The organism is Azonexus sp. GW821-FHT04F04, assembly GCF_059420025.1.
In genome coordinates, this window is sequence record NZ_JBWKSX010000004.1 from 368,557 (window position 1) to 383,880 (window position 15,324).

A 15,324-nucleotide genomic window follows, 5' to 3' on the forward strand; every position below is an offset into this window, starting at 1 on the left:
GCCACTTCCACGGTCAACCGGAAAAAATGGGCAAAACTGAAATCCGCCTTGACCCTGCCCGGCAAACCCGAAATACTCACCGAGCAAAGGAGAAAAACATGCATCTCGAATGGTGGCACTGGGTCGTCGGCGGCATTGCGCTAGTTCTCGCCGAGCTGGTCATTCCCTCGTTTTTCATCGTCTGGTTCGGTCTTGGCGCGTTGCTCGTCGGCCTGCTCGCGCTGGCTTTCGATCTTTCGCTGACGGCTCAGCTGGCAACCTGGACGCTGGCCTCGCTGGCCATGGTTTTCCTCTGGTTCCGCGTTTTCAAGCAGAGCTTCGTCAAGACCCGCTCGGGCACGGCCGATGGCGAGGCGATCGGTGAAATCGGCCTGCTGGTCAGTGCCGTCGCTCCCTTCGCCCGCGGCAAGGTGCGTTTTCAGGGACCGCTGCTCGGCTCGGAAGAATGGGCTTGCGTCGCCGACACCGCCATGGCGGCCGGCGAACGGGTCAGGGTGGTCTCGGTGGAAGGCAGTTTTCTCAAGGTAGACAAGGCTTAGAAAGGTCGAAAAATGGACTTGAACGCAGGTTTTATCGTCACGCTGGCCATACTGGTTTTTGTCGTCGTCACCATCGCCAAGGGCGTGCGCATCGTGCCGCAGGGCGAGGAATGGATCGTCGAGCGGCTCGGCAAGTACCACGGCACGCTGAAGCCCGGCCTCAACATCGTCATCCCTTACCTCGACAAGGTGGCTTACCAGTTGGTGACCAAGGACATCATCCTCGACGTCCAGGAGCAGGAGGTCATCACCCGCGACAACGCGGTGATCCTGACCAATGCCATCGCCTTCATCAAGGTCACCGACCCGGTCAAGGCGGTTTATGGCGTCACCGATTTTTCGGAAGCGATCCGCAATCTGATCATGACCACGCTGCGTTCCATCGTCGGCGAAATGGAACTTGACGAAGCGCTGTCATCGCGCGACAAGATCAAGGCCCGGCTGCGCGAGAGCATTGCCGACGAGGCGGTGGATTGGGGCCTGACCGTCAAGTCGGTCGAAATCCAGGACATCAAGCCCTCGCAGTCGATGCAGAAGGCCATGGAAATGCAGGCCGCCGCCGAGCGCGAGCGCAAGGCCGTCGTCACCCGTTCGGAAGGGGCAAAGCAATCGGCCATTCTCGAAGCCGAGGCGCGGCTGGAATCAGCCAAGCGCGACGCCAACGCTCAGGTCATGCTGGCCGAAGCCTCGGCCGAGGCGATCCGCCGCATCACCGCCGCGATCGGCGACAAGACCGGGCCGATGTCCTACATGCTCGGCGAAAAGTACATCGCCGCGCTCGAACGCATGGGCGAGAAGGACAACGCCAAGGTCATCGTGCTCCCGGCCGATTTGCAGGAAGCGGTCAAGGGCCTGTTCGGTCGCGGCAAGATCGCCGGCTGATTCCCACGGTCAACCGGAAATATTGGCCAAAATTGCAATGTCGAAACGTAGCTGGCGCCTGGTCGCTGCCCTGCTCACGGCCTTGAGCGCCTTGCCGCTGGCGGCGCAGAGCGGTGAGCTGCGCGTCGAAGTGGTCGCCAGCGGACTCGAGCATCCGTGGGGACTGGCCTTCATCGGCGACGGCAAGTTTCTGGTCAGCGAACGCCCGGGCCGGCTACGCGTAATCGCCGCCGACGGCAAGGTCGGCGCCCCGGTGGACGGCCTGCCTGCCGTCGAAGTGACCGGCCAGGGCGGCTTGCTCGATGTCGTAGCCGACCGCGACTTTGGCCGCACCCGGATGATCTATTTCTGTTACGCCGAGCCGGCGGCGCTGGGTAGCGGCAATTCGACGGCGCTCGCTTCGGCCCGCCTGTCCGACGACGCCCGACGCCTCGAAAAGCTCACGACGATCTTCCGGCAAACGCCGAAAGTCAGCAGCCGCCTGCATTTTGGCTGCCGCATCGTCGAGGCCGACGATGGCCGGCTGTTCCTGACCCTCGGCGAGCGCGGTTCGCGCATGGCCGACGCCCAGAAACTCGACAACCATCTCGGCAAGATCGTCCGCATCGGCAAGGATGGCAGCGTTCCCGCCGACAATCCTTTCGTCAAACAGCCCGGCGCGCTGCCCGAAATCTGGAGCTACGGCCACCGCAATGGCCAGGGCGCCACGCTCGGCCCGGACGGCCGGTTGTGGATGCACGAGCACGGCCCGCAGGGCGGCGACGAGATCAATCGCCCCGAGCCGGGCAAGAATCACGGCTGGCCGGTCATTACCTATGGTGAAAACTACGGCGGCGGCGCCATCGGCGATGGCCTGACGCACAAGGCCGGCATGGAACAGCCCGTGCATTTCTGGGTGCCGTCGATTGCCCCATCGGGCATGGCCTTCGTGCGCAGCGAGCGCTACGGCAAGGCCTGGCGCGGCAGTCTGCTCGTCGGTTCGCTCAAATTCGGCTATCTGGCCCGACTGGAAATGGATGGCAGCCGGGTCGTCCGCGAAGAGAAGCTGCTCACCGGCCTGCGCCAACGCGTGCGCGACGTCCGCGAGGGGCCGGACGGAAGCATCTACCTGCTGACCGACGAACGCAACGGGCAACTGCTCAGGCTGGTTGGCGACTAGCCGGCGGTTCCAGCCCCGCTGCCATGCGGCAGAATTTCAAAATTGCAGCTTTTTCCCGGTTGACCGTGGCCAACACCTGCCGCTCAGCGCGCCTCGTCCTCATACTGCCGGCGCAGCCGGTTGAGGCCCTGCTGGTAGGCCTCGGCGTCGCCAAAATCGCAGAAGTTGGGGTAGAGATCATGGGCCGCCTTGACGCGGCGGGCGTGCTTGATCGGACACCAGTACTGCTCAGTGCGCGCCGCCACTTCCCGCGTATAGGCGGCGACACCGTTGCCGTAGGAGCAGTAGAAACAATTGAATTTTTCGACAATGTTGAGATAAGGCAGGTCCTGGCGGTCGAAAACCATGTACTCCGAACGCTTGACCCTGGGAATCCGGTAAACCGGAAAGCAGATGGCCTGATAGATCGTGACGAAGAGGTCCATGAGCAGGAAGGGAATCCAGCCAAGGTAGATGAGCGGCGCGGTGAGGGCGACGAGCAGACGGGTGCGCAGCAGGAAGCGAAACAGCCCGGTCTTGTAGCGGCGCTGCTGGCGCAGGAATTCCTCGGCCAACTCGATTCTTTTTTGCGCCCACTCGTCGCGGGTCTGGCGGTATTCCTCTTCGAGCTCGTCCTGCAGGACGCGGATTTTCGCCAGCAGTTCGTCGATATTCTTGTCCATGGCCCCTGATCTTTCGCTGGATAGGCGCAGCAAATCTGCACTTCAGCGAGTGTGCCCGATCAGGCGTCGGGCGTCACGCGCGGCTACAGTTCGCAGACGCTCAGCAAGTCGGCTTCCAGTTCGATTTCCATGCCTTTTTCGAGCTTTTTCTCGACGAACATGCCGCGGTACAAACGGCCGGCGTTCTCGGCTTTCCGGGCATACGGCGTCTCCCAGTCGGCGACGCGGATGCGGACGACGCCGCTTTGTTCGTCGCGTTCGGCAACGCCGTCGGCGACGCACGGGAAGGCCTGGACATGGCGATTGAACTCGTCGCGGCTGTAGCGCTCCAGCGTCTTGCCGGGCACCACCGGGCATTTGCCGAGATGGCGGGTGCGCACCTCGGCGGCCAGCACTTCACCTTTCAGGAAAAATACCGGCTCGGTCACCACCCAGCCGTTGCCGCCCTCCTCGTAGCGCACACACTGACCGGCCTGGAGCAGTTCCGGCTGCTTGAACAGCAGCTTGGCCGACGGCCGCAATACCGGCTCGGCGGCCTGGGCCGACAGTGTCAGACAGGCCAGCACGACGAGGAGGATTCGCATGGCAATTTCCCGGATCAATAGACCCGGCTATCTTCAATCACCTTCCCGTCATTGGGCAAGCCCCCCGGCGTAACAAATGCCACTTCGCCGCGCAATTTGGTCACTTCGCGCAGGCTGCTCACCAGTGCCTTGTCGAGCACCTCGTGGCCGGCTTCGATTTCACAATGGAGCACCATCCGATCCTGGCCGCCCGGGTTGTCGACGACCAGCCGCATGCGGTGGACTTCCGGATGCCGGGCGGCGATCTGCGCCACCTGTTCGGGATGGACGAACATGCCCTTGATCTTGGTCGTCTGGTCGGCCCGGCCCATCCAGCCCTTGAGCCGGATATTGCTGCGGCCACAAGGCGAACGGCCGGGCATGATGGCCGACAGGTCGCCGGTGGCGAAGCGGATCAGCGGGTAATCCGGGTTGAAGGTGGTGACGACGACTTCGCCAACCTCGCCCGGCTCGACCGGATCACCGGTGCCCGGACGAACGATTTCGACGAGGATTTCCTCCTCGACGACCATGCCTTCCTGAGCCTCGGTTTCGTAGGCAATGGCGCCAATGTCAGCCGTCGCATAGCACTGGCGAACCGAAATGCCGCGCTCGTTGAGCCACTGCCGGGTCACACCGGGCAAGGCTTCGCCGGAGACGCAGGCCTTGCGCAAGGAACTGATGTCGGCGCCCATTTCCTCGGCCTTCTCGACAATGATGCGCAGGAAGGATGGTGTGCCGACATAGCCTTCCGGCTTGAGATCGACCATCGCCTGCACCTGCTGCTCGGTCTGGCCAGTGCCGCCCGGGAAAACCGCACAGCCAAGCTTGCGGGCGCCGCCTTCCATGAGGAAGGCGCCCGGCGTGAAATGATAGGAAAAGCAGTTGTGAACGAGGTCGCCATCGCGGAATCCGGCGGCATACAGCACGCGCGCCATGCGCCACGAGTCTGTGTCCTTGCCCTGCATTTCGTAGATCGGCCCGGGCGACGCGAACACCCGCTTGGCCTTGTGCCGCGGCAAGGCGTTGAGACCGCCAAAAGGCGGCGTCTTTTTCTGCAATTCGATCAGATCGCGCTTGCGGGTCAGCGGCAATCTGGCCAGCGCCTCGCGCGTCGCACATTCAAACGGGTTGATCCCGGCCAGCGACTGAAAATAATAGTGCGTCGTTTCCTTGGCATGCGCCACCTGACGCGCCAGCTTGTCCATCAAATCCGCCTCGCGCTCATCCGGATCGCGGGTCTCGAGCGGGTCGTAATAGCTCATTTCATTTTTCTCCGTTTTTTCCGGTTGACCGTGGCATTTCAGAATTGGTTTTCCTGATCACGAGGCGCATAGTCCTCGGTTGCAAAGTAGCGTTTCAGGGCAAGGCGGAGGCCGGCCGACAACGCCGCCATGGAACGCGCACTGCAACCGTCAGGAAAGCCAGCGTTTGCGGCGGCGATAGTGTTTTACGTCTTTGAAGGACTTTCTTCCGGCCGAGGAGAGTCCCAGATAAAACTCCTTCACATCCTCATTCGTCCGCAAATCCTCCGCATTCCCCTCCATCACCACCCGCCCGTTCTCCAGGATGTACCCGAAGTCCGCATACCTCAACGCGACCATGGTGTTCTGCTCGGCCAGCAGGAAACTCACGTTTTCCCGCGAGTTCAGATCCTTCACGATCTCGAAAATCTCTTCAACAATCTGCGGTGCCAGACCCATCGACGGCTCGTCGAGCAGAATCATCTCCGGCTTGGCCATCAGTGCCCGGCCGATGGCGCACATCTGCTGCTCACCGCCCGAGGTATAGCCGGCCTGCGAGGTGCGCCGCGTCTTCAGCCGCGGGAAATAGTGGTAAACCTTCTCGAGGCTGTCCTTGAGTTCACCGCGCGAAATGCTGCGCGTGTAGGCCCCGGTCAGCAGGTTTTCCTCGATGGTCAGGTGGCCGAAGCAATGCCGCCCTTCCATGACCTGGATGACGCCGCGCTTGACCAGCTCGTTCGGCGTCAGCTGATCGATGCGATCACCCTTGTATTCGACCGAACCCTTGGTCACATCGCCGCGTTCGGCGTGCAGCAGGTTGGAAATCGCCTTCAGCGTCGTCGATTTCCCGGCGCCATTGGCCCCGAGCAAGGCGACGATCTTGCCTTTCGGTACATTCAGCGAGACACCCTTGAGCACCAGAATCACGTGGTCGTAGATGACCTCGATGTTGTTGATGCTCAGGTAGTTTTCGCCCGCCGCAGCGGCTGTGTGTGTAGTCATATGCGTTTCCGATTCATGGGACGGAGAGAAAGAGCGAGGGCTCGCGCCCCCACTCCTTTCTCCTGCCGTCTCATTTTTCCTTGGAACAATCGCGCGGCGTGATGCCCTTTTCCTTGGCGTACTGCTTGGCAGAAGCCTGGAACAGCGGGTGGATCAGCGCCTTGTTCCCCTCGATCCAGCCGGACACCGGTACCCACTTGGCGCCGTCCCACTGCTGGATCTTCACCTTGCCGGAACCTTCGTGGTTGTCGCAGGAAGTCTTGATTTCCGGCAGCAGGTCAGTAGCACCGAGTACCTTCAGGCGAGCATCGTTGATGTTCAGGTTTTCCAGCGCCCAGCGGGTCTGTTCGCCGGACAGCGCCTTGCCCTTGCCGTACTTTTCCTGACCCTTGCGGATGGCTTCGACCGACAGCACGGCGGCAGAAACACCGCGGTTGTAGAGGATGGTGCCGATCTTGGCCTTGTCCTGCAGATTGCCCTTGCCGGCGCCGTAGACCACCTTCTCGATGTCGGCAATGACCGGCACCTGCTTGCCAGCGACGTTCCACGTCGCTGCCATGTAGCCCTTGGCGGCTTCACCGGCCGGAATCACGTCCTCTTCCGAACCCGTCCACCACGAACCAATCATCTTTTCACGCGGGAAAGCGACCTTCTGGGCGGCCTTCAATGCCGTCTGGTTCATCACGCCCCAGCCCCAGAAAATGACGAAATCAGGCTTTTCCTGACGAATCTTCAACCACTGGGCGCCCTGCTCGTTACCCGGGTGGGCCACCGGAATCTGCACCAATTCAAACTTGTTGAGCGCCGCTTCGGCGTTCAACGCGATGATGGCTTCCTTGCCGTAGGCCGAGTCGTGGTACAGATAAACGATCTTCTTGCCAGCCAGGCTGCCGCCATTCTTGTCCTTGAGGAACTTGACGATGGCCGAGGCCTGCATCTGGTAAGTCGTGACCAGCGGGAAGGCGTACGGGAAGACCGAGCCATCAACCGCGTCGGTGCGGCCGTAGCCCATCATGGCCAGCGGCAGCTTGTCCTGGGCCGACTTGTCGATCAGCGCGTAGGAAATACCCGTCGACATCGTGTGCAGCGGACCGGCCGACTTGGCGGCCTTGCCCTTCAGGCGCTCGTAACACTCGACGCCTTTGGCGTTGTTGTATTCCGTTTCGCACTCTTCGTAGGTCATCTGGACGCCATTGACGCCCTTTTCCTTGATGTTGACATAGTTGAGGTAATCGATGAAGCCACCGTAGAAAGACTGGCCGTTCGAGCCATAGGGCCCGACGCGGTAGTCGATCAGCGGAAAGAACTGCTCTTCAGCAGCCACGGCCATCTGCGACAACATGGCCAGGGACACCGCAGCGGCGGCAATAGCGGGTTTGAAATTTTTGATCATTTAATGTCTCCTCCAGTTATTACAAAAAGCGGCGGGGCCCCACCGCTTGAACCACAGTCATTCCTAATGCGGGAACGGCCACAAGCGCAGCTTCTCCTTGGCGATCTGCCACAAACGGGCCAGCCCGTGCGGCTCGACGATCAGGAAGAACATGATCAGCGCACCGAACACCGTTATCTGGATGTGCGACACGGTAGCGCTGGAAAACGGCAGCCCGAACAGTTCAGCGAAGAACGGCAGGGCGATATCGAGAAAGATCGGCAGCAGCAGGATGAAGGCGGCGCCGAGGAAGCTGCCCATGATCGAACCGACACCGCCGATGATGATCATGAACAAAATCTTGAAGGACATTTCGAGCGAGAAGCCGTCCGGCTCGACCGAGCCGAGGTAGCAGAAGGCATACAGCGCGCCAGCCACGCCACAGTAGAAAGAACTCACGGCAAAGGCGAGCAGCTTGGTCGGCATCAGCTTGATGCCGATCACCGACGCCGCCACGTCCATGTCGCGGACCGCCATCCAGGCCCGGCCCGTAGCTGAGCGGACCATGTTCTTGGCAGCCAGCGCCATGACGACAACGATGGAAAGGACGAGCAGATACTTTTCGACCGGGGTCGTCAGTTCATGGCCGAAGATGATCAGGCGCTGCGTCGAAATCACGCCGGACGACGAGTTGTTGGACAGCCACGGGAACTTGGTCAGGCACCAGACGATGAAGAACTGCGCCGCCAGCGTTGCCACGGCCAGATAGAAGCCCTTGATGCGTAGCGATGGCAGGCCGAACAGGATGCCGACACCGGCTGCGGTCAACCCGGCACAAATGAAGGAAACCAGAATCGGGATGCCCTCGACGCGCAACTGAAAGTTGTAAGCGGCGTAGGCACCAACCGCCATGAAGGCAGCCGAACCGAGCGAGAGCTGGCCAGCATAACCGGTCAGAACGTTGAGCCCCAAGGCAGCCAGGGCGAAGATCAGGAAAGGAATCAGGATGGCCGAGAACCAGTATTCGCTGGCAAAAAGCGGCACCCCGATGAAAGCGACGACAAGCAGCGCAATGACTCCGATCCGGTCTTGGCGAATCGGGAAGATCTGTTGGTCGGCGGCGTAGGTCGTCTTGAATTGACCGGCTTCACGGTAAAGCATGTGTATTCTCCTTAAACCCGGTCGATGTGTTTTTCGCCGAAGAGACCTTCGGGACGAACGAGCAGGAATAGCAGCGCCAGCACATAAGGGAACCAGCCCTCGATGCCGCCGAAGTTGCCGCCAAACAGATCCTGCATGACGGGCGGAATGTAGATTTCAGCCAGCTTTTCCGAAGCGCCGATGATCAGGCCGCCGACAATCGCCCCCGGCACGGAGGTGAAGCCGCCGAGGATCAACACCGGCAATGCCTTGAGTGCGGTGAAAGTGAGCGCAAACTGCACACCATTGCGAGCACCCCACATCATGCCGGCAACCAGCGCGACGAATCCGGCGACGCCCCAGACGATGGCCCAGATGTTCTGCAGCGGAATGCCAATCGACAGTGCCGCCTGGTGGTCATCCGCCACGGCGCGGAGTGCACGGCCGATGCGGGTGTATTGGAAGAACAGGGCGAGCGTGGCGACGAGCACGGCGGCAACGCCGGCCGCGACGAGGTCGAACTTGGAAATGACCATGTTCCAGTTGTCGAGAATCCATGGAATCGGCTCATCAACGATGCCCAGTTCGAGCGCCCGCGGCTCGCTGCCGAAAATCATCGGGGCCAGCCCTTCGATGAAGAAGGCCAGACCGATGGTGGCCATGAACAAGGCAATCGGCGGCTGATTGACCAGCTTGCGCAGCACGAACTTCTCGGTGGCGATGCCGAACAGGGTCATGATGACAAAAGCCAGAATGATCGCCAGCCAGAGCGGCGCGCCCTTTTCCATGCAGCCGACGACCGACAGCGCGGCGAGGTAAACCATGGCGCCCTGGGCAAAGTTGAAGACGCCCGAGGCCTTGTAGATCATCACGAAACCGAGGGCGACCAGCGCGTACATGACGCCGGAAAGCAGACCACCGATCAATACTTCGAAAAAGAAATTCATCTCGTCCGCTCCTTAATGGCCAGCACCGAGGTACGCCTTGATGACGTCTTCGTTGTTCTTTACTTCATCGGGTACGCCATCGCCGATCTTCTTGCCGTAATCGAGCACGACGACGCGGTCGGAGATGTCCATGACGACGCCCATATCGTGCTCGATGAGCACGATGGTGGTGCCGAACTGGTCGTTCACATCGAGGATGAAACGGCACATGTCCTGTTTTTCCTCGACGTTCATGCCGGCCATCGGCTCGTCTAGGAGCAGCATCGACGGCTCGGCAGCCAGTGCGCGACCAAGTTCGACGCGCTTTTGCAGGCCGTAGGGCAAGCGGCCGACCGGTGTCTTGCGGATGTGCTGAATTTCCAGGAAGTCGATCACCTCCTCGACCTTCTTGCGATGCTCCAGCTCTTCCTTCCGGGCCCGACCGAACCACAGCGCATGCTCGATGAAATTGGCCTTCATCTTGGTAATGCGCCCGGTCATGATGTTGTCGAGCACGCTCATGCCCTTGAACAAAGCGATGTTCTGGAAGGTGCGGGCAATATTCTGCTGGGCCGCCATGTGTGGCTCCATGCGCTTGCGCTCATTGCCGTGCCAGAAAATCTTGCCTTCCTGCGGGTGGTAAACGCCGTTGATGACGTTGAGCATCGAGCTCTTGCCAGCACCGTTCGGGCCGATGATGGCGCGGATTTCGTGCTGGCGGACATCGAAGGAAATGTCGGTCAGCGCCTTGACGCCACCGAAGCGCAGGGAAATGTTCTGCAGGTCGAGAATGACGTCGCCTATTTTTTTGGACATATCAGGCAGCCTTCTTCACGATCGGAAAGGTCTTGGCATCGATGATCCGGAGGTCGGCCGACACCTTGCCGCGCCGGCCATCCTCGAACTTGACCTCGGTTTCGATGAACTGATTGGCCTTGCCCTCATAGAGCGCGTCGATCAGCACCTTGTATTTTTCGGCAACGAAGTTGCGGCGAACCTTGCGCGTCCGCGTCAGCTCATCGTCGTCGGGGTCCAGCTCCTTGTGCAGGACGAGGAAGCGATGAATTTGCGAATCGGCGACCATGCTGTCGTGCACCAGATCGGCGTTGATCTGCTCGACGCACTCGCGGATCAGTTCTAGCACCTGCGGCTTGCTCGCCAGATCTGCGTAACCGGAATACGAAATACCGCGCCGCTCGGCCCAGTTGCCGACCGCACCGACGTCGATATTGACGAAGGCGGTGACCATGTCGCGGTCGTGACCAAAGCAGACGACTTCCTTGATGTGCTGGAAGAACTTGAGTTTGTTCTCGATGTAGTTCGGGGCGAACATCGCACCGTTCTTGAGTTTGCCGACATCCTTGGCCCGGTCAATGATCTTGAGGTGGCCGTCCTCGTCGAGGAAGCCGGCGTCGCCGGTCATGAAATAGCCGTCGGCATTGAGCGATTCGGCCGTGGCGTCCGGACGCTTGTAGTATTCCTTGAGCAGCATCGGGCCCTTGACCAGCACTTCGCCGTTGTCGGCAATTTTGATTTCGACGCCCGGGGCCGGTTGACCGACGGAGTCGAACTTGATCGCACCATCCGGCTGCATACAGACGTAGGCACAGGTTTCGGTCTGGCCATAAAACTGCTTGAGGTTGATGCCCATCGAACGGTAGAAGCGGAACAGTTCCGGGCCGATTGCTGCGCCGGCCGTATAGGCAACGCGGATGCGGCTCATGCCGAGGACGTTGCGCAGCGGGCCATAGACCAGCAGATTGCCCAGCCAGTACTGCAAGCGATCGCCAAAGCCGACCGACTTGCCGTCGAGAATGTCCGAACCGCAGCGTTTGGCGACGGCCATGAAGTGGTGGAACATTTTCTGTTTGATCTGGCCGGCGTCTTCCATGCGGATCATGACCGAGGTCAGCAGACTCTCGAACACGCGCGGCGGGGCGAAATAGCAGGTCGGGCCGATTTCGCGCAGGTCGCTCATCACCGTGTCGCCCGATTCCGGGCAGTTGATGGTGAAACCGGCGACCAGCGCCTGGGCGTAGGAGAACAGGTGATCGCCGACCCAGGCCATGGGCAGATAAGACAGGATGTCGCCATCGGCGCCGAGCTTGTCAACCTGCACCCCGCCCTGCGCCGCGGCGATGAACGCAGCGTGCGTCTGGCAGACGCCTTTCGGCTTGCCGGTGGTACCCGAGGTGTAGAGCATGACAGACACATCGTCGAAATGTCCCTGCTCGACTTCGGCATTGAGAAAGTCAGAATGGTTGCGGTCATGAATCCGGCCCATTTCCATGAGTTCATGGATGTCGTGCAGGAAGGGCTGGCTGTAGTGCCGCATACCGCGCGGGTCGTCGTAGATGATGTGTTCGAGCGTGCCGACCTGATCGCTGACTTCCAGCATCTTGTCGACCTGCTCCTGATCCTCGACGACGACGAAGCGGATACCGGCATCCTGCAGCACGAAGAGCATCTCGTTGGCCACGGCGTCCTGATAGAGCGGCACCGGCACGCCGCCGAGGCACTGGGCGGCGGTCATCATCATGTAGAGATGCGGGCGGTTGTCACCGATGATGGCCAGATTGTCGCCGCGCTTGAAACCGAGCGAAGCCAGGCCACAAGCCAGCGCCCGAACGCGTTCGCCGACGTCAGCCCAAGTCCAGGTCTGCCAGATCCCGAGATATTTTTCGCGCATGGCCGGCGCATTCGGCCGGATGCTCGCGTGATGAAACAGTAGCCGCGGGAAGGTATGCAAACCATCCAGCGCGGCGAAATTTGCCTGCGTGGGCATTCTTAGTCTCCTCCGCCGCGACTCATTGTTCGCGGTCTAACGTTCGTTTGAATCATTGTGGGGACGATAGGCTTACACAGACCTTGCAGCCCCCCGGACAGTCTCTCACTTTGCGAGCCAGTGTATGCATCTGCCCGCCGTATAATTGTCATCCGGCAGACAATCCAGGAAATAAATTGAAAAACGCCGAAGAACTCCTTCGCACCTCAGTCTGGGGCCCATCGCTGACCGCCGAGGAAATGGCCAAGGCACTGGCCGGCACCTTCGAACGCAGCTTCGCGCCGGGCGCCTTCATCTGCATGAAGGGCGAGCCGGTCGATTACTGGATGGGCATCGTCGACGGCCTGGGCAAGATGGCCAGCCACTGGACTACCGGCAAGACCACCTCGCTGACCGGCATCAGCAGCGGCGGCTGGTTTGGCGAAGGTTCGCTGCTCAAGAGCGAGCCGCGCCGCTACGACGTCATGGCCCTGCGCGAAACGCGCGTCGCCTTCATGAGCCGCGCCACCTTTCTGTGGCTGCTTGACCACAGCATTCCGTTCAACCGCTACATGATCGCCCAGCTCAACGAGCGTCTCGGCCAGTTCATCGGCATGATCGAAAACGAGCGCATGCTCGACACCGACGCCCGCATCGCGCGTGGCCTCGCAGCGCTGTTCAATCCCGTGCTCTACCCCGGCACCAACCGCCTGCTGCAGATTTCGCAGGAAGAACTCGGTTATCTGGCCGGGGTTTCCAGACAGCGGGCGAATCAGGCGCTCAAGGTGCTCGAAGACGCCGGGCTGGTACGCAGCGAGTACGGCGGCATCAACATTCTCGATCTCGACGGGCTGCGCAGTTTCGGGGACTGAATTCCACGGTCAACCGGAAAAATTAGGCAAAATCGAAATGGCCCGAGGCTCCTCCGATACTGCAGCCAACGGTCCAAAAGGCGCGCCGGGTAGCGACACGAACTGACATGACATTTGGCAAGGCGTGAAATGGTCGACGGTATTCAGCTTGCCAATCCGGCTAACCTAATGGACTGTTACTAAACCTGTCACCAACTCCAGGTCCGAACGTCAGTGCCCCACTCAAACGCCACACCTTCAGCGGAAAAACTGTCCGACCACTCGGGACTCCTTACCGCCCTGCTCAGCGCCAGCGGCCTGATGTCCAGCTGGCGCAAACTATCCTTCTGCTGGCGTGACCCGGATGCCCCTGCCGACGTCGCCGCAACCCATCGTTTCCGGCAGTTCCGCGCCTTGTTGCAGCAAATGCCCGTCACTGCCTTCGACTGCATGGTTTGTTCGGTCATCGACGCCGCCATCTTCTGGCAAGACAGCACGCCGGGCCTGCTCCTCGGCTGGTGCGCCGCTGTCTGGGCCAGTTCCGGCGTCAGCCTGCTCGTCTGGCAGCGCTACAAATCCGCGACCAACCTTCAGGCCTGCGCCCGCGCCGTTCGCCTGCTGACTGCTTCGATTGCCCTTTCCGGCCTGCTTTTCGCAGTCATGCTCGCCTATCTGTTCGGCCGCACCGACATGACCGGCCAGATACTGCTCACCGCTTTTTTTGCTGCGACCATCGCCCACGGTGCCTTCCACACGGCGCGCTGGCCTTGGGCTGGCAGCCTGTGGAGCCTGGCCATGTGTGGCGGCGGCGCGCTGACCATGCTGATCCTCTACGGCATGACCTATGCCTATCTCGTCGTTCTCCTTGCCCTCTACGGCATTTCGGTCGTTGCCTCGGTGCTCATTACCTCCCGCCTGTTCGTCAAGAGCCTGATTGCCGAGAGCGAAGTGGCGCGTCAAAAGGAGGTTATCGGACTATTGCTCAACGATTTCGAGGACGATGCCAGCGACTGGCTATGGGAAACCGACGACCAGGGCCGTTTGCGCCACATTTCGACACGACTGGCCAGCACCTTGGGCATGCCGGTTGCCGCCCTGCACGGGCAGCCGATGTCGATCGCCCTGATCGGCCGGAAAGGGTCGGCGGACGCTGAGGGGCGGCAAGCCTTTACGCAACTTGAGGACGCCCTTGATTCAGCTACGCCGTTTCGTGACATTGTCGTGCCAATCGAGCAGTCCGGAGAAGTCGCCTGGTGGTCTCTCAGCGGCAAGCCCCTGACCGACGCGGCAGGCACGCTTACCGGCTGGCGCGGCGTCGGCTCGGACATCACCGCCGAACGCCGGCGCCAGAAGGCGGAACGCGATTTGCTGACATCCCGCGAAGCGGCGGCACGGCTGGCCGGCGAACTCGATACGGCGCGCCGTATCCAGATGGGCCTACTCCCCGACCTGGCAACCAGCTTTGCCGGCGAAACCCGCTTTTCGATCGCAGCCATCCTCGAACCTGCCCGCGAAGTTGGTGGTGACTATTACGAATGCTTCCGGCTCGACGAACGCCGAATCTGCTTTGCGGTGGCGGATGTCTCCGGCAAGGGCGTCCCGGCCAGTCTCTTCATGGCCATGACCAAGGCACTGGCCGCCAGCATGGCGAGGCTAAGCAAGGATCTCGGCGAAGCAGTACGGGATGTCGCCAACGAACTCGACCGCAACAATCCGGAAATGCTGTTCGTCACCGCCTTCATTGCCGTGCTCGACATCGTCAGCGGCGAGCTGAATTTCGTCTCGGCCGGGCACGATGCCCCGGTGCTGCTCCGCCACGGGGAGCTGTCCCGAATCGACCTGGGCGAGGCGCTTGGGCCACCGATGTGTGGCGTTCCTGATTATCCGTTCCGGACTGTCACCCGCCAACTCGAGCCCGGCGACACGCTTTGCCTGTTCACCGACGGGGTCACCGAAGCAACCGACGGCCAGAGTTTCTTCGGCACCGAGCGCCTGCTCCATTCACTCGCCACCCAATCCGCTCAAGCACCCGTGGCAACCTGTGCCGAAGCCCTGCGCATCAGCGTTCGCAGCTTCGAAGCGGCACAGTTGCCGGTCGACGACCTGACCATTCTGGTACTGCGCTGGCATGGTTGCACCAGCAACTGAGTTTCTTTCTCACCAAGACTGGCGACGGTCAACTGGAATAAACGGTCAAAATTGAAATCACCCGCCCGGCGG

The 15,324-nt window shown here is 61.0% G+C and carries 14 protein-coding genes; 5 read left to right on the forward strand and 9 right to left on the reverse strand.

Going from position 1 to position 15,324, the window contains the following annotated elements; genetic code table 11:
- The first annotated feature begins 98 nt into the window (after nt 1-98).
- Genes AC07TV_RS11135 through AC07TV_RS11145 form a run of 3 tightly spaced genes read left to right on the forward strand, consistent with a single transcriptional unit; the run spans nt 99 to nt 2,580 of the window.
- Complete coding sequence (locus AC07TV_RS11135) at nt 99-539, forward strand: NfeD family protein (RefSeq protein WP_494648420.1); 441 nt, start codon at nt 99-101, stop codon at nt 537-539.
- 12 nt (nt 540-551) lie between these two features.
- Nucleotides 552-1,421, forward strand: coding sequence for an SPFH domain-containing protein (locus tag AC07TV_RS11140; protein ID WP_226496944.1), 870 nt, complete (start codon nt 552-554; stop codon nt 1,419-1,421).
- 37 nt (nt 1,422-1,458) lie between these two features.
- The gene (locus tag AC07TV_RS11145; protein ID WP_494648421.1) at nt 1,459-2,580 is read left to right on the forward strand and encodes a PQQ-dependent sugar dehydrogenase; all 1,122 of its coding nucleotides are present in this window, start codon (nt 1,459-1,461) and stop codon (nt 2,578-2,580) included.
- Nucleotides 2,581-2,663: 83 nt separating this feature from the next.
- Here the strand turns inward: AC07TV_RS11145 and AC07TV_RS11150 are convergent, their stop codons facing one another.
- From AC07TV_RS11150 to AC07TV_RS11190, 9 genes are all read right to left on the reverse strand, one after another.
- On the reverse strand, nt 2,664-3,242 hold the full coding sequence (locus AC07TV_RS11150) for a hypothetical protein (RefSeq protein ID WP_494648422.1): 579 nt from the start codon (nt 3,240-3,242) through the stop codon (nt 2,664-2,666).
- A gap of 83 nt (nt 3,243-3,325) precedes the next feature.
- Nucleotides 3,326-3,826: a hypothetical protein gene (locus AC07TV_RS11155; protein WP_494648423.1), complete on the reverse strand. Its 501-nt coding sequence runs from the start codon at nt 3,824-3,826 to the stop codon at nt 3,326-3,328.
- A 14-nt stretch (nt 3,827-3,840) separates the two neighbouring features.
- Complete coding sequence (locus AC07TV_RS11160) at nt 3,841-5,070, reverse strand: phenylacetate--CoA ligase family protein (RefSeq protein ID WP_494648424.1); 1,230 nt, start codon at nt 5,068-5,070, stop codon at nt 3,841-3,843.
- Between the two features lie 150 nt (nt 5,071-5,220).
- Nucleotides 5,221-6,051 (reverse strand): ABC transporter ATP-binding protein, encoded by an 831-nt coding sequence (locus tag AC07TV_RS11165; protein WP_494648425.1) that lies wholly within the window; start codon nt 6,049-6,051, stop codon nt 5,221-5,223.
- 70 nt (nt 6,052-6,121) lie between these two features.
- A complete protein-coding gene (locus AC07TV_RS11170) occupies nt 6,122-7,444 on the reverse strand; it encodes an ABC transporter substrate-binding protein (protein ID WP_494648426.1) in 1,323 nt (440 codons plus the stop codon).
- A 63-nt stretch (nt 7,445-7,507) separates the two neighbouring features.
- Nucleotides 7,508-8,584, reverse strand: a complete 1,077-nt coding sequence (locus tag AC07TV_RS11175; protein ID WP_494648427.1) for a branched-chain amino acid ABC transporter permease — start codon at nt 8,582-8,584, stop codon at nt 7,508-7,510.
- 11 nt (nt 8,585-8,595) lie between these two features.
- Complete coding sequence (locus AC07TV_RS11180) at nt 8,596-9,510, reverse strand: branched-chain amino acid ABC transporter permease (RefSeq protein ID WP_494648428.1); 915 nt, start codon at nt 9,508-9,510, stop codon at nt 8,596-8,598.
- 12 nt (nt 9,511-9,522) lie between these two features.
- A complete protein-coding gene (locus AC07TV_RS11185; protein ID WP_226496936.1) occupies nt 9,523-10,305 on the reverse strand; it encodes an ABC transporter ATP-binding protein in 783 nt (260 codons plus the stop codon).
- 1 nt (nt 10,306) lies between these two features.
- Nucleotides 10,307-12,274: an AMP-dependent synthetase/ligase gene (locus AC07TV_RS11190; protein ID WP_494648429.1), complete on the reverse strand. Its 1,968-nt coding sequence runs from the start codon at nt 12,272-12,274 to the stop codon at nt 10,307-10,309.
- Between the two features lie 176 nt (nt 12,275-12,450).
- Here AC07TV_RS11190 and AC07TV_RS11195 point away from each other — a divergent pair, with 176 nt between their 5' ends.
- The gene (locus AC07TV_RS11195) at nt 12,451-13,125 is read left to right on the forward strand and encodes a Crp/Fnr family transcriptional regulator (protein ID WP_494648430.1); all 675 of its coding nucleotides are present in this window, start codon (nt 12,451-12,453) and stop codon (nt 13,123-13,125) included.
- A 213-nt stretch (nt 13,126-13,338) separates the two neighbouring features.
- Complete coding sequence (locus AC07TV_RS11200; protein WP_494648431.1) at nt 13,339-15,252, forward strand: PP2C family protein-serine/threonine phosphatase; 1,914 nt, start codon at nt 13,339-13,341, stop codon at nt 15,250-15,252.
- Nucleotides 15,253-15,324: the final 72 nt, after the last annotated feature.

Bases quoted from the DNA above. Each gene is read 5' to 3' on its own strand.
- AC07TV_RS11160 (WP_494648424.1), bottom strand. From the start codon at position 5,070: ATGAGCTATTACGACCCGCTCGAGACCCGCGATCCGGATGAGCGCGAG.
- AC07TV_RS11140 (WP_226496944.1), top strand. From the start codon at position 552: ATGGACTTGAACGCAGGTTTTATCGTCACGCTGGCCATACTGGTTTTT.
- AC07TV_RS11170 (WP_494648426.1), bottom strand. From the start codon at position 7,444: ATGATCAAAAATTTCAAACCCGCTATTGCCGCCGCTGCGGTGTCCCTG.
- AC07TV_RS11190 (WP_494648429.1), bottom strand. From the start codon at position 12,274: ATGCCCACGCAGGCAAATTTCGCCGCGCTGGATGGTTTGCATACCTTC.
- AC07TV_RS11185 (WP_226496936.1), bottom strand. From the start codon at position 10,305: ATGTCCAAAAAAATAGGCGACGTCATTCTCGACCTGCAGAACATTTCC.
- AC07TV_RS11135 (WP_494648420.1), top strand. From the start codon at position 99: ATGCATCTCGAATGGTGGCACTGGGTCGTCGGCGGCATTGCGCTAGTT.
- AC07TV_RS11175 (WP_494648427.1), bottom strand. From the start codon at position 8,584: ATGCTTTACCGTGAAGCCGGTCAATTCAAGACGACCTACGCCGCCGAC.
- AC07TV_RS11165 (WP_494648425.1), bottom strand. From the start codon at position 6,051: ATGACTACACACACAGCCGCTGCGGCGGGCGAAAACTACCTGAGCATC.
- AC07TV_RS11180 (WP_494648428.1), bottom strand. From the start codon at position 9,510: ATGAATTTCTTTTTCGAAGTATTGATCGGTGGTCTGCTTTCCGGCGTC.
- AC07TV_RS11150 (WP_494648422.1), bottom strand. From the start codon at position 3,242: ATGGACAAGAATATCGACGAACTGCTGGCGAAAATCCGCGTCCTGCAG.
- AC07TV_RS11145 (WP_494648421.1), top strand. From the start codon at position 1,459: ATGTCGAAACGTAGCTGGCGCCTGGTCGCTGCCCTGCTCACGGCCTTG.
- AC07TV_RS11155 (WP_494648423.1), bottom strand. From the start codon at position 3,826: ATGCGAATCCTCCTCGTCGTGCTGGCCTGTCTGACACTGTCGGCCCAG.